Source organism: Scandinavium goeteborgense (genome assembly GCF_003935895.2).
Lineage (GTDB): Bacteria > Pseudomonadota > Gammaproteobacteria > Enterobacterales > Enterobacteriaceae > Scandinavium > Scandinavium goeteborgense.
Genome location: NZ_CP054058.1, coordinates 2445358 through 2458048, shown reverse-complemented (window position 1 = coordinate 2458048; position 12691 = coordinate 2445358). Strand labels below are relative to the sequence as shown.

The following is a 12691-nucleotide window of genomic DNA, read 5'->3' as shown; positions in this document are numbered from 1 at the left end:
GCAGCGCGGCATACTGTTTGGGTGCCGTAGTGCATTATTGACATGATAATTACCTCTTGCCCGTAAGCTGGGCTGCTGAACGTGAAAGACTTCTGCGCTTAATCTCTGGCGGTGGATGGCCGCCGGTTGTCATAACTAAGCCGCCTCGGTGAAGCGACTGAGGTATGAAAAAAGCCGCACTAGGCGACTTAATAGAGCCGGGATATTTATCCACGCCCGGCGCGTGGTTTCCCTGCTTTCCACAGACAAAGGAAACTGATAAATTGTTTATTCCACAGACAATTTCAGGAGATAAAATGAGCGAGCAGTCGGTTCGTGTTCAGGATCATATGCCGCCTCGTATGCAGCCAAAACCACAACCGAAACCTGCACCGGCCCAAGCGCCGAAGAAGTAGGGGTTGTTAAAGAGAAACTTGCCAAATGGAAAGAGAAGATCTGCTTTATCGAATTGAATATTCATATAATTTTGAGTATATGTTCAGCAAAATTACTTGGCGTATCGATAAGCTGATATCGCTGACCCTTCTTATTCTTGGCTCTGCAGTTTTCTCTGGAGTCCAGGGAGTATTCTGGTTTGGTCTTGCGGTGGCTGTGTTAACGGCCATTCAGATGACCTATCAGTATGCTAAAGCATCGGAGCACTCATCGGCGCAGAGCAGGGCATACATGAAGCTGCTAACTCTTGAGTCGAGATACTCTGATGAAGATCTGCTGGATAAAATTGTCGAGATTGAAGATGGAGACCATAAGCCATGGCTGTCACTTTCAGATTTGGCAATTATCAGGACCAATATTCGTAAAGGTTACGGTCCTGAAGGTGATCCGCAGCTCACCTGGTTTATAAAATTAATCGGCTGGTTTGCCGGAGATTTACCTCGACGGTAAACCCTTCGGGGCGACCAATGAGCAGAAAAGAAATAATTCCTAACCATGCTATTCCGCGGCCAACTCCTAAGCCGCCACAACCACAGCCAAAGTAATCATCCAGCGCGACTTCGGTCGCGTTTTTTGACTTACCGTCAGCCCCTCGCAAAGAGCTGCTGGTAAATCTGCCCCGATGTCCAGGGCGACTGAGCAACTAACCATTCCCGGCACGGCGTCCTCTTCGTGTGCTATACCCGCCACGCGTTACACACCTGCCTCAATCCCATTGGGCGCCATTTCAATTTGCCAGGAGCGCACCGGGTAATTCGTTGCTGATCTGATTTGTTAATGAGCAGGCGACTTACTGTCCGCCGCGGCTCGGTAGCCGCATCGCTGTGTTGTCACGATGGGTTAAAGATAACCTTAGTTATTGGTAATGACAATAACCTAAATTATAAATACAATTACATAGGTTATATTTCATTGATAACTAAACGAATTTATTTTTGTAAAATGTGAATGATATGCTTAGAAAAACATCACTTAGGGGGATTTATTAGGCTACCAATCGACGATGTCGAGGTTGAGATGCTGAAAGCTGACCTGGAAAAACTGGCAGATCACACCCTTACAGGGAATGAAGCTTATGAAGTGCTGCGTCTTTTGGAGATGCGCCGATAGACGGCGAAGCTGGAGGCTATCAAGAGACTGCTGGGGAATGAGTAGGCATGAAAAACCCGGCGCGGTGGCCGGGAAAGAAATTAACTAATGTTTTTAATCATATAGTTTCGACGAGATGAACCTATCCTTTCATTATGGATTTCTGTGACGCTAGCTATTAGAGAAACATACTCGCCTACTTTGTGTTTTCTCTGTATTTCATCAAGCATATCAATAGGATATGAGGCTTTTATCTTTCCATGGTCACTTGCTATCTCAAGCTTGCCATACATGGATAAAAGAGCAAGTTCTCCAGAAATGTGTTCATCAGGAAGTTTGAGAATTTTTGTCATTGTGAGACGACTGGTAAGGCGCTTAATACCATCAGAGTTGATCGTTACTTTTTGTACCCCGTCACTCAGTGGGCCTACCCAAGTTAGATCAAAATTTAAGCTGTTGTTTTCGCATTCATCAACGATGTTCTTAAGATTAATGACAGATTGAGAACCAATCTCTCCAATTTTCGCTAAGAATGTTTCTTCATCAGAAGCATCAAGCAATGAGAATATCTCCTTAACAGCCTGACTAGAGACGGTTTCCACAAGCTCACATGCCCCAGTGGAGAAAGTAACACCCAATTTAGTTGAACCAGGTGTTAGATCTGCCAACCTAAGATTCAAAGAATTTTTAACCTCATTTGGAACGCGGCGAGAATCTTTACCAGAGCCAATTCGATGTGTGGCTTTTTGAACTAGTGCAGCTAAATTACTGGAAATGACAGACAATATTTCTAAAGGAATGGATCCGAAATCGACCAATACGCCTTTAAGTCTAAGCTCCATAAAATCTTGTAGAGGGTGCCTGTTTTCGAGCGCTTTTTGCTCGGCTTGGAGATCGCTCATATACGATTCCATATTGTTCTGCATGATGCGATCAGCAAAATTAACACCCTCACGAGATGCGATGTCATCGAGCTTTTTCTGAACGAATTGAATACGCCCTTTTAAGGAAATCATATTGTTTTTCTCGTTCATAATGGCAGCCTCGCAATCCCCTTGGGAGTGTCTTCCCGATCATGGCAGAACACGCCTCTCCAGTGCATTCTATCTTCTTCATAGTCACTGTTAGGACAGTTTTTGTACAGCAGGAGCAAATCAATATGGTAATTGTGCTTGATGTATTGTCTATTGAGAAGCATCTCAATCTGCGAATGAAACATCGCAGGAATAGCCGATAAAATTGAATAATCAATTACCAAAAGTATATCAATATCATCTGGTTCCGGTTTTTCAGTGGTAAATGAACCATCAATCCAAATCTCAATAAAACATGGGAACTGCTTATTAATACTTCTAATGTCATCAATTAGCTGTATGTAATTACAGTATAGCACACCTCTTCTCACGGAGTTCGGGAAAGCATCCACGCAAAGCTCTTTGACCTTTTTATCATCAAGATCATGAAAACCGGGAGTAAGAAGGGGAGGAAAACAGATTTTGTTCATCCTAAACCCTTATAATCAAGGAGATTTTATCTATATTTAAGTTAGTATTAAAAAATATTTCACTGAACTGCTATTAGGTTTGTCTGGATAAATGTCCACTACCCATGTTTCCTGTACGTCTGTGGCATGCTACCTATCACCTTGCCGAAGACGAAAATCTTGTTCATCTCTTCCTTCTCGATCGGCTCCCACGGCCGATAGGTCTGGTTATCTGAGATTACCAGTAGCTTGTCCTTCATTTTCTGAAGTCGCTTCACATGTGATGTGTCGTCGTAGATGAACGCGTAAATCCCGTCACCGTCGAAGTGCTGAACGCTGATATCAACGAACAGCAAATCACCTGGCTCAATGGTTCCGGACATGCTGTCACCACGGACGTTTATAATTCGCACCTGTTCAGCCTGGCGACCATTAAACATGCGACGCGCGTCATCCACTGAATATTCCACAGAACGTAGAACCTCCACGAATTCGCTATTGATAACGCCCGGGCCTGCACTCACACAGAAATCGAGCACTTCGATGCGGAAGATGTCGTTAGGAGCTGATTTCGTAACAATGGCAGGGAGTTGGCCATCATTACGCATCTCACCAGATCCAGAGCTAAGCCACTCCGGCCTTATTCCCAGAGCATTAGCGATCTCAACCATCTTACGGCTGCCGCTAGTTTTTCCTGACGTCATCTTTTGAATTGCAGGCTGGGATATTCCGACTTTTTCAGCCAGTTGTCCTTGAGATACGCCTGCGGCCGTCATCGCCGCGTTCAGTCTTTCTGCGAATGTTTTCATTTTATCAATATATAACCGAGGTTATGCAGAGTAAAATAACAAAGGTTATGGACAGTACCCATAACTTGAGTTATCTTTTAACCAATCCAGTAATCGGGCAGGTAAAACCCATGAACACAGTTATTCAGCGAGCTTTAGACATCGTTGGCAGTCAGAAGCGACTCGCAGACATCTGCGGCGTTAGTCAGCCAGCCGTGCATAAGTGGCTAAACGGTGGCTCCGTATCTCCAGAAAAAGTAACCGCCATCGTCAATGCAACTGGCGGTGAGATTAAGGCTCATGAAATTCGCCCCGATCTTCCAGAACTTTTTCCGCATCCAAATCACGCCGCCTGACCGGCGGCCATAACCACAAAGGAATTATCACAAATGGAAAACGCAACATCACGAAACAAACAACAGGCTCGAAAAATCGAATCGTGGCTGCTGAATCAGATTGCCATGCGTGGTTCGACAAACGTCGCGAAGGCGCTGGGAATGGATAAGTCAGGTATCACCCGCTGGAAGGAAAGCATGTTGCCGAAGCTGGCGATGTTGCTGGCGGTTCTGGAGTGGGGCGTTGTCGATGACGACATGGCCAGGCTGGCAAAGGAAGTGGCTGCTGTTCTCACAAAGAAAAATCGCCCGGCGGCAACCGAGCGATCAGATCAAATCACCATGAAATTCTGAGACGAATAACTGGATCAATTCACAGGAGCAATTATGGCAAACACTGCCGAAGTAATCAATTTCCCTGTGCCTGACGTGGCACCTAAGGAGCCGCGCGTGGCAGATCTCGAAGATGGCTATACGCGCATCGCTAACGAATTGCTGGAGGCTGTCATGCTGGCTGGATTGTCTCAGCATCAGCTGCTGGTCTTCATGGCTGTCATGCGCAAAACATATGGCTTTAACAAAAAGTCTGACTGGGTTAGCAACGAGCAGATCTCATCAATGACTGGGATTCTTCCGCACAAGTGTTCGGCAGCAAAAAGCACGCTGGTGAAGCGCGGGATATTCGCTCAAACAGGTCGTGTAGTTGGCATCAATAAGACGGTTAGTGAATGGATGAAATTACCCGAATCAGGTAAGGAAAATAAAGTTTACCCGAAAGAGGTAAATTTACCCGAATCAGGTAAGGAAAGTTTACCCGAATCAGGTAACGGCACTTACCCGAATCAGGTAAACACAAAAGACAAACTAACAAAAGACAATAAAGACAGTATTAATAACCCCCCTAAGTCCCCCAAAGCGGTTGCGTTCGATCCGGCTGGTGTTGACCTGCCTGAATGGTTATCGACTTCGGTCTGGTCTTCGTGGGTTGCATACCGTCGTGACCTGAAGAAACCGATCAAATCACAACAAACGGTTACTCATGCCATAAACCTACTCGACCGCTGCCGATGCAACGGACACCAGCCTGAAGAAATTATTAACCTGAGCATCGCAAATGGCTGGCAAGGCTTGTTCGAGCCTAAGAGCGCCAAACAGCCTGTTCGTGCACAGTCTCGCATTACTGAAAACTTTGCATCAAAAGACTATGGCCAGACAGAAATTCCATCATGGGCGAGGGACTGAGCATGGAACTGGAAGAAAAAATCTCAACCATCGAAAAGATGCTGGATATCCTGGCCAGGCCGCCAGAGCAAATCCAAAATTGCGATGTTATCTGCGAAACCGTGTGCTGCGAGAAACACGGCGAATACGAGCAGCGCAAGCGTGTTCTGATTGGGAGTCCTATCAAGCTCCCATCGCCTCCAACGCGCTGCCCTGGCTGCCTGAGAGAAGAACTGGACTTCCTGAAAGATGAGAAAGTCCGCTGGGAAAACCGGAGTCGCCAGCAGAACGTCGAGCGTCTGCTGCGGCAGCTTGAGATCCCGGAGCGCTTTGTGTCCTGCACGCTGGATAACTACCAACCAGTTGGTAAAGACTCTGAGCGTGCACTGCGAGTTTGCAGAGCCTATGCCGACAAATGGCCTGAACGCCTGAAGCAGGGCGGTGGGATGGTCATGTGTGGCAAGCCGGGAACCGGCAAAAACCACCTTGCGTTGGCGATCGCCCGGTACGTTATCGAGCAGCACCAGAGCCCGGTAATTTTCACCACAGCTCTGAAGATTGCGCGCGAATTCAAATCGACCTGGTCGAAAGCATCGACTCGTTGCGAAGACGACGTGATCGGACACTTCACCCGTGCGGACCTGCTGATCATCGATGAGGTTGGTGTGCAGTTCGGTAGTGAGGCGGAGAAGCTCATCATGTTCGAAATCATTAACACCCGCTATGAGCGCATGAAGCCGACGATCCTCATCAGCAATCAGAGCAAAGAAGAGCTGGCCGCGTTTATCGGCGAGCGTGTAATTGACCGCATGAACGACGGTGGTGGCTGCACCCTGGCGTTCACTTGGGATAGCTACAGGAGCAAGGCATGAACATGACAATCGAACAAATCACAGCATCGCCGCAGCAGGAGGTGAAGTGAAGTACGTCAGAACGGAGAGGTTTAGCATAGATATTTATCAAGGCCCTTAGGGGCCTTTTATTCTATGATAAACGGACTTTGTTTGAGGGTGACATCATGAAGCCGAAGAAGCTAAATGCCGATCAGCAATACAAATTAGACCTTGAGTTAGTCAAGAGGAAGCCCGCTAACCGGACCGAGGCAAAAGCCCATTTGGCGGCACAGTTACGGATTAGCAAGCACAAGGCACAGACATCTTCCAAAATCCGCGTTGGCAGTTTCAGAGGAAGAAAGAAGGTGCATTTCAGTAAGGCCGAAGAAGAAGCCAGGGCCGCACTAAATAAAGCAAATGCCATTAGATTTTCCGAAGGGGAGGTCGAGTCCGTAGATACGGATCGAATCTCAGAAAGTAACAAACGCTGGCACGGTAGAACTGCTGACTAATGACTGACTGGAATATTGCTGCAAAACCGCAGGAAGAGCGCGACAAGGTCAACGTCGACCTTGCGGCCTCCGGAGTGGCGTATAAAGAGCGCCTGAACATGCCAACCATAGCCGAAGTGGTGATGCGCGAGCATACTGCACATCTGCGAGATTACTTTCTTGAACGTCTGCGCCATTATCATGAGGTGAGCATTTCGTTGCCGAAACCATCCGATCCTCGTTACATTGAAATGAATGAGCATAATGTAAAATAGATTTTTAGGAGACCGAAATGGAAAATAGCATGAGCATCACAAGGATTCTTGAAAGAGAAAGGGAGCTTGATGATCTGGTTAAGGTATGCTTGGATGACCTTGAGGTGATAGACGTCCATGGTCAGGTTTATTCAATTCCTCTTACTCGCTTAACAAACGCTCAACAAGTGGTGCATTGGGTTTGGAAACTTGCTGAGAGAGGAGATTTTGCCATGGATGTGGTTCGTAAATTCACTGAAGTCGCTTCTCATCATGTGGGATTTGACGCTAAAAAGTAAAATCCCTAAGACGGTAACTGAAGGTATACACATGCTTTACAATTTGCCCGCATCTTAACCAATTTTTTGTCGGTATAATGTTAGTTACAGACAAATAATGTGTAGGGTCCGTGATTTATGACTTGTGAAGTTTGTAACAAACAACCTCTTGGTCGAAGGGACAATCCTCTTGCATGCATGGTTTTGCAAGATGAAAAATCTGTTAACTTCAGCCATCACGGACGTGAAGCAAATGAGCGCTATTACAAGTGCTCAGTATGCGGTCATGAGTGGATGAGAGAGACAGGAAATTGCGGTGAAGGATGGATCCCGTAAATAGTTTTTTGTCGCTATCCACAAATTGATTTTCAGCAATCAACCCGCCATAATCATGTCACCGGAGCCTGAACAACTCCGGTGACTTCTGCGCTTTGAGGGGACTCAAAGTGCAAACGACAATCAGAACACATTCCCACAAGTCACAGATGCAGAAATGCACCTGCGATTTCCTGCATTCTGCGTTACCTCTCGGAGGTGGCGTATGAATATCCCTCACTGCGGTATCAAGCTGCATGCAGGTAACTTCGCTGCCATCGGTCAGATGCTACAGGAGCAACTCGCTGCCGGTCAGCCTCTGCGCCTTCAGGTCAAACAGTGGCGCGATAAACGCAGTCTGTCACAGAACGCGCTCAGCCACATGTGGTACACCGAAATTAGCGAATACCTCATCAAGTCCGGGCGCACTGATGCTACGCCGGAGTGGGTAAAGCGCAACCTCAAGAAAACTTACCTCGGCAGCGAAGAGGTTACCTACACCGATTTCGTCACCGGCGAGAAAACTACAACCTGGGAACCGCGGCACACTGCTGACCTCGACACCGGCGAGATGCATATTTTCCTGTGTAAGGTTGAGATGTGGTGCGCTCAGTTCGGCCTGGCACTGACGATCCCCAACGGCTGTGAATTCCAGCAGCTGCGCGAAAAGCAGGAGGCTTGATGAAAAACCCTCTTGCTCGAGTCTGCAACAATCACATCTTCAAGGTACCCGCGCGCCGTGAGCGTAAGCCGGTACTGAAGCCGTCCGAAATCCCAACACTTAAAGGCTACACCGCAAACCTGGTGGATCAGAAGTGGCTGCGCCTGGCGGCAAGGAGGAATCATGGCTGATTTACGGCAAGCAGCGCGCGGTCGTGAGTGTCAGGTGCGGATCCCTGGCGTGTGCAACGGAAACACTGAGACATCTGTGCTGGCCCATATTCGACTGGCTGGTCTGTGCGGCACCGGCATCAAACCACCTGACCTAATCGCCACCATCGCGTGCTCAAGCTGTCACGACGAAATGGACCGCCGGACTCACTTTGTTGAAGCGGAGTATGCAAAGGAGTGCGCTCTGGAAGGTATGGCGCGTACACAGGTTATCTGGCTGAAAGAAGGGAAGGTGAAGGCATGAATACGTACAACATCACGCTGCCCTGGCCGCCAAGCAACAACCGCTACTACCGGCATAATCGCGGGCGGACACACATCAGCACCGAAGGGCTGGCCTACAGGACCGCCGTCACGCAGCTTATCAAAGAAGCGATGTTGGACATCGGAATCAAGGTGCCGGTGAAGATTAGCATCGAGTGCCATATGCCTGATCGCCGCCGCCGGGATCTGGACAATCTGCAAAAGGCTGCCTTCGATGCGCTGACTAAGGCTGGGTTCTGGCAGGACGACCAGCAGGTCGACGATTACCGGGTTAAGCGTATGCCAATGGTCAAAGGTGGAAAGCTTGAACTGACCATTACTGAACTGGAGGCCGCGTGAAACCAGAACTCATCGAATCACTCCGCCGGCGCTGGCAAAGCCTTCGCATTTATCGCCGTCCGGGCTCCGTACTCATTGACTACCGGATCCTAAAGAACCTCATTCGTATTTACCAGAGAGCAGGAGCATCAGCATGAACACTCAACACCTGGAATTTATACGCCAGCAGCTGATTATTGCGACTGCCGATCTGAGTGGGGCGACAAAAGGGCAACTGGTCGCTTTCGCTGAGAACGCGCAATTTACCGCGACGGCACGCAGTCGGGGGCGCAAGAAGATTGTCGACCCGGTAACCGGACGCATGGTGAATCCGAGCTGCCCAGCTATTCCCGGGCGGCAGTCACGCGCCAAGAGTTCATCCATCGCGCTGGTTCAGCCGGTAGAGTTTGGCACTGCCTCATGGCGGCGGGCGGTACTGTCTCTCGATGAGCACCAAAAGGCGTGGCTGCTCTGGAGCTACAGCGAGAATATTCGCTTCGAATACCAGGTGACGATAACACAATGGGCATGGGCCGAATTCAAAGAGCTCTTGGGCGCGCGCAAGATGGCCGGGAAGACTATGGAGCGATTGAAACAACTGATCTGGCTGGCGGCACAGGACGTCAAAGCCGAGTTAGCAGGGTACGAGACATATGAATATCAACTGCTGGCGTCGCTGGCTGGTGTTGCTAAATCCACCTGGACAGAAACTTATCTTCCTCACTGGTTGGCAATGCGTGACGCTTTTACCCGGCTTGATACCGGAGCATTGATTGCAGTAACTCGATTACGTTCACAACAAAAGGCAGCTAATTGCGAGCAAGTTATTGCAAAACCGAACTGAAAGGGCTATATTTCGTGTAAATCTGATATCGTCGCCATAGCTTTGGTTGTCGACAGAAAAAGAATTTAAGCCCGAGGTTAACGCCTTGGGCTTTTTTATTGCCTTCTTCTATACATTTGCTCTTCATTTCGCCTGTACTAATTTTGGCAGCCATCGTTCTTTATCAGGCTTATACTTCTCATACTCTAATGGGAGGTGGCTATGAAAGAAGGTTACTACTGGATTCAGCATAACGGTGGGAGACAGATTGCCTACTACACTCCTGAAGCGGGTTACGACTTTGATTCAGGGGATGAAGTCATTGGTGTGTGGTATGTCACCAGGGGCCATGACCTGTGCAATAACGGAGAAGTTGAAGTCCTCTCCGGGCCCATAGAAGAACCGGAACTTTAGCTCCAAGCCCGATTTTATAAGCTGAGCTCAGAGCCTTGCGAAAGCAGGGCTTTTTATTTGCCTGAAATTATTCGGCTCAATATGCGAGCCGATTACAAGAGCTATTCGGCTCAATGCCATACCCTCATATTGCTCGCCATGTCGCGGGCTTTTTTATTCGCGCCCATCCATACAGCTAACCACTTACCTTTGATTGCATTGGGTGAGGCGCTTTCCTCTACAACGACACAGCACCCCGACAACTTCGGAGGTGAGAGCATGTATCGAATGGAAAAAATAACCACTGGTGCGGCCTATGGCGCTTCTGCTGGGAGCATCCTCAACGGAATGCTAAACGCCTACAGCCCTGAGCAGTGGAACGCTATCGGTGTGCTGGTCGGCATTATCATTGCCGTATTAACCTATCTAACAAACCTCTACTTCAAAATCCGCGAAGAAAACCGCCGAAACAGGAGCCAGGATGAACCCGACACTCAGGAATAAACTGGTGGGTGCCATTGCTAGCGGTACAGGGGCGATCGCCATTGCTTCTGTCATGCTGGGCAATGCTGATGGACTGGAAGGGCGTCGTTATTACGCATATCAGGATGTCGTCGGAGTCTGGACTGTTTGCGATGGTCACACCGGCGCCGATATTCGTCGCGGTCACCGCTATACCGACAAGGAGTGCGACAACTTACTGAAGGCAGATCTGCGAAAGGTGGCAAACGCCATCGACCCGCGGATCAAGGTTCGCATCCCGGAGCCTACCCGCGCCGCGCTTTACTCCTTCACCTATAACGTTGGCTCTGGTGCTTTCGCCAGTTCAACGTTACTTAAGAAACTGAACACAGGCGACGTTCCCGGCGCGTGCAAAGAGTTGCAGCGCTGGACATATGCCGGTGGCAAGCAGTGGAAGGGGCTTATTTCCCGGCGCGACCTTGAGCGCGAAGTCTGCGAGTGGAAAGAAAAGCCTCAGAAAATGGATGATGGATTCGGGCCGCTTAATCCGGGCACCCCACCGTCGGCACCGGGAGTGTTCTGATGGGGAAGGTCACTGTTGTTATCGGCGCTATCATCATTGCACTGCTGATCGCCATGGCTTTGATGGTCGATCACTATCGCCACAACGCCATCGAATACAAAAAGCAGCGTGATGATAAAACTAAGGCGTTGGGACTGGCGAACGCCACCATTACTGATATGCAGACCAGGCAACGTGATGTCGCTGCGCTCGATGCCAAATACACAAAGGAGCTGGCAGATGCCAAAGCTGAGAATGATGCTCTTCAGCGCAAGCTTGATAATGGTGGGCGGGTGCTCGTCAAAGGCAATTGTCCAGTGCCAGCCAATACCGAAACCACCGGCACCGCCAGCGTGGGCGATGATGTCTCCGTCGAACTCTCTCCAGTTGCTGGACGAAACGTTCTCGGTATCCGGTCCGGAATCATCAGCGACCAAACAGCCCTGAGAGCGCTGCAGGAATACATCAACACTCAGTGCAACTGATGGCATTACAGAAGCCCTTCATCGCGGGGCTTCGATAACGGACCTTTTCTTTAATTATTTTGTTATTGCCGTGTTACTGAAATTCTTCGAATATGGGATGCGTTCATATAAGGAGAACCGCATGGCATACCGATATTTTGAACTTACAGAAAACATCCCTTTTGAAGAGGAAAAGGAGCTGCATGCGCAGTTCAGGCACCATCTGGAACATGTAGTGAAGGCTATGTTTATGCCTGATTCGAGGGGGAAACATATCGTTGTTTCAGGTAGGGATGAGGATTCTATTACAGCGATATTTGGTGGGCCGGATGAAAAGTTCATTCACCTTTATCACATAGACGAATATGAAAAAATTTAAGCATGCCGCCTCCGGGCGGTTTTTTGTTGCCATCACAATGGGCAGGCCCATCGTAATGGCTCAGCGAAGGGCGAAGTTATCGCCCTAACGTTAACCGCGTGCTTCACGACCCGATTCGTCTTCAGCAACCCGATATCGCCAGTACTTATCTGGTTTGACCCAAACAACATTTTCACCGCTGTCAACTCGGAAGGTATTTATGACTTTGGTTGATAGAGCCTGGTTTCCATCTGCATTTTCTTTAAGATGCTGCTCGTTAGATGATTTCACCAAATAGTCTACAACATCCTGTTGATACAGGCTCCCTTCCGAAGCAAGCGTAGACATCATCCACTGTGTAACATCACTAACAGATAACGCAGTATTGCTTGGGTCTACGGCTTTGGGCTTGGTGTTGTTAATGAATCATGAGCAAAACGACCCTGCTCCAATTTTTTGCCTGCAAACCACTGACAAAGAATCTCATCTTGATAAACAAACTTGATTGTCATTTCTGGGCCTCCAGATTTTAAGACAACCAAATCTCCTACATTGAATGAGGGTTGTGACGAATTAGGTGAAGCTTTTGGCATGGCTTAAATCCTCATAAGTTGGCGAAATGCCAGTAACAGAT

25 protein-coding genes are annotated in these 12691 nt (G+C 48.5%); 20 read left to right on the top strand and 5 right to left on the bottom strand.

Translation table 11 applies throughout. The features are described from left to right. Positions 1–164 precede the first annotated feature (164 nt). Together A8O29_RS12690 and A8O29_RS12685 are read left to right on the top strand one after the other, a co-directional pair. Positions 165–395: a hypothetical protein gene (locus A8O29_RS12690; RefSeq protein WP_125353937.1), complete on the top strand. Its 231-nt coding sequence runs from the start codon at positions 165–167 to the stop codon at positions 393–395. A gap of 25 nt (positions 396–420) precedes the next feature. After that, on the top strand, positions 421–885 hold the full coding sequence (locus A8O29_RS12685) for a hypothetical protein (protein WP_125353938.1): 465 nt from the start codon (positions 421–423) through the stop codon (positions 883–885). Positions 886–1625: 740 nt separating this feature from the next. Here A8O29_RS12685 and A8O29_RS12680 read toward each other — a convergent pair. From A8O29_RS12680 to A8O29_RS12670, 3 genes are all read right to left on the bottom strand, one after another. Next, entirely contained in the window at positions 1626–2558 is a 933-nt protein-coding gene (locus tag A8O29_RS12680) for a hypothetical protein (RefSeq protein WP_125353939.1), read from the bottom strand. Next, on the bottom strand, positions 2555–3028 hold the full coding sequence (locus A8O29_RS12675) for a DUF6932 family protein (RefSeq protein ID WP_125353940.1): 474 nt from the start codon (positions 3026–3028) through the stop codon (positions 2555–2557). The genes A8O29_RS12680 and A8O29_RS12675 overlap by 4 nt, the downstream gene beginning before the upstream one ends. 98 nt (positions 3029–3126) lie before the next feature. After that, complete coding sequence (locus A8O29_RS12670; RefSeq protein WP_125353941.1) at positions 3127–3816, bottom strand: XRE family transcriptional regulator; 690 nt, start codon at positions 3814–3816, stop codon at positions 3127–3129. Between the two features lie 110 nt (positions 3817–3926). On the opposite strand from A8O29_RS12670, the gene A8O29_RS12665 reads away from it, so the two are divergent. The 18 genes from A8O29_RS12665 (at position 3927) to A8O29_RS12580 (ending at position 12078) form a co-directional block, all read left to right on the top strand. Further along, the gene (locus tag A8O29_RS12665) at positions 3927–4151 is read left to right on the top strand and encodes a transcriptional regulator (RefSeq protein ID WP_125353942.1); all 225 of its coding nucleotides are present in this window, start codon (positions 3927–3929) and stop codon (positions 4149–4151) included. 33 nt (positions 4152–4184) lie between these two features. Next, positions 4185–4484 (top strand): CII family transcriptional regulator, encoded by a 300-nt coding sequence (locus A8O29_RS12660; protein WP_125353943.1) that lies wholly within the window; start codon positions 4185–4187, stop codon positions 4482–4484. 33 nt (positions 4485–4517) lie between these two features. Beyond that, complete coding sequence (locus A8O29_RS12655) at positions 4518–5372, top strand: replication protein (RefSeq protein WP_125353944.1); 855 nt, start codon at positions 4518–4520, stop codon at positions 5370–5372. Next, the gene (locus A8O29_RS12650) at positions 5357–6223 is read left to right on the top strand and encodes an ATP-binding protein (RefSeq protein ID WP_125353945.1); all 867 of its coding nucleotides are present in this window, start codon (positions 5357–5359) and stop codon (positions 6221–6223) included. Before A8O29_RS12655 ends, A8O29_RS12650 begins: the two co-directional genes overlap by 16 nt. A 146-nt stretch (positions 6224–6369) precedes the next feature. Further along, the gene (locus A8O29_RS12645; RefSeq protein ID WP_125353946.1) at positions 6370–6696 is read left to right on the top strand and encodes a hypothetical protein; all 327 of its coding nucleotides are present in this window, start codon (positions 6370–6372) and stop codon (positions 6694–6696) included. Continuing rightward, positions 6696–6950 carry a DNA polymerase III subunit theta gene (locus A8O29_RS12640; protein WP_125353947.1) on the top strand — a complete coding sequence of 85 codons (255 nt, stop codon included), beginning with the start codon at positions 6696–6698 and terminating at the stop codon, positions 6948–6950. The genes A8O29_RS12645 and A8O29_RS12640 overlap by 1 nt, the downstream gene beginning before the upstream one ends. A gap of 17 nt (positions 6951–6967) precedes the next feature. Continuing rightward, positions 6968–7228, top strand: a complete 261-nt coding sequence (locus A8O29_RS12635) for a hypothetical protein (RefSeq protein WP_125353948.1) — start codon at positions 6968–6970, stop codon at positions 7226–7228. Positions 7229–7748: 520 nt separating this feature from the next. Then, positions 7749–8204 carry a YbcN family protein gene (locus A8O29_RS12630; protein WP_125353950.1) on the top strand — a complete coding sequence of 152 codons (456 nt, stop codon included), beginning with the start codon at positions 7749–7751 and terminating at the stop codon, positions 8202–8204. After that, positions 8204–8374, top strand: coding sequence for a NinE family protein (locus A8O29_RS12625; RefSeq protein WP_125353951.1), 171 nt, complete (start codon positions 8204–8206; stop codon positions 8372–8374). The genes A8O29_RS12630 and A8O29_RS12625 overlap by 1 nt, the downstream gene beginning before the upstream one ends. After that, positions 8367–8657 carry a DUF1364 domain-containing protein gene (locus A8O29_RS12620; RefSeq protein ID WP_125353952.1) on the top strand — a complete coding sequence of 97 codons (291 nt, stop codon included), beginning with the start codon at positions 8367–8369 and terminating at the stop codon, positions 8655–8657. The genes A8O29_RS12625 and A8O29_RS12620 overlap by 8 nt, the downstream gene beginning before the upstream one ends. Continuing rightward, complete coding sequence (gene rusA / locus A8O29_RS12615) at positions 8654–9016, top strand: crossover junction endodeoxyribonuclease RusA (RefSeq protein WP_125353953.1); 363 nt, start codon at positions 8654–8656, stop codon at positions 9014–9016. Before A8O29_RS12620 ends, rusA begins: the two co-directional genes overlap by 4 nt. Further along, positions 9013–9153, top strand: coding sequence for a YlcG family protein (locus A8O29_RS12610; RefSeq protein ID WP_125353954.1), 141 nt, complete (start codon positions 9013–9015; stop codon positions 9151–9153). The genes rusA and A8O29_RS12610 overlap by 4 nt, the downstream gene beginning before the upstream one ends. Further along, complete coding sequence (locus tag A8O29_RS12605; RefSeq protein ID WP_125353955.1) at positions 9150–9839, top strand: bacteriophage antitermination protein Q; 690 nt, start codon at positions 9150–9152, stop codon at positions 9837–9839. Before A8O29_RS12610 ends, A8O29_RS12605 begins: the two co-directional genes overlap by 4 nt. A 201-nt stretch (positions 9840–10040) precedes the next feature. Then, complete coding sequence (locus A8O29_RS12600) at positions 10041–10232, top strand: hypothetical protein (protein WP_125353956.1); 192 nt, start codon at positions 10041–10043, stop codon at positions 10230–10232. A gap of 258 nt (positions 10233–10490) precedes the next feature. Further along, a complete protein-coding gene (locus A8O29_RS12595; RefSeq protein ID WP_125354011.1) occupies positions 10491–10715 on the top strand; it encodes a class II holin family protein in 225 nt (74 codons plus the stop codon). After that, complete coding sequence (locus A8O29_RS12590; RefSeq protein ID WP_125353957.1) at positions 10693–11256, top strand: lysozyme; 564 nt, start codon at positions 10693–10695, stop codon at positions 11254–11256. Before A8O29_RS12595 ends, A8O29_RS12590 begins: the two co-directional genes overlap by 23 nt. Next, positions 11256–11720: a lysis protein gene (locus A8O29_RS23035; RefSeq protein ID WP_476748681.1), complete on the top strand. Its 465-nt coding sequence runs from the start codon at positions 11256–11258 to the stop codon at positions 11718–11720. Before A8O29_RS12590 ends, A8O29_RS23035 begins: the two co-directional genes overlap by 1 nt. A 121-nt stretch (positions 11721–11841) precedes the next feature. Next, positions 11842–12078: a hypothetical protein gene (locus tag A8O29_RS12580; RefSeq protein ID WP_125353959.1), complete on the top strand. Its 237-nt coding sequence runs from the start codon at positions 11842–11844 to the stop codon at positions 12076–12078. Positions 12079–12168: 90 nt separating this feature from the next. Here the strand turns inward: A8O29_RS12580 and A8O29_RS22755 are convergent, their stop codons facing one another. Together A8O29_RS22755 and A8O29_RS12570 are read right to left on the bottom strand one after the other, a co-directional pair. Then, positions 12169–12405: a DUF6953 family protein gene (locus tag A8O29_RS22755; protein ID WP_125353960.1), complete on the bottom strand. Its 237-nt coding sequence runs from the start codon at positions 12403–12405 to the stop codon at positions 12169–12171. 47 nt (positions 12406–12452) lie between these two features. Continuing rightward, positions 12453–12650 carry a YodC family protein gene (locus A8O29_RS12570; protein ID WP_125353961.1) on the bottom strand — a complete coding sequence of 66 codons (198 nt, stop codon included), beginning with the start codon at positions 12648–12650 and terminating at the stop codon, positions 12453–12455. Positions 12651–12691: the final 41 nt, after the last annotated feature.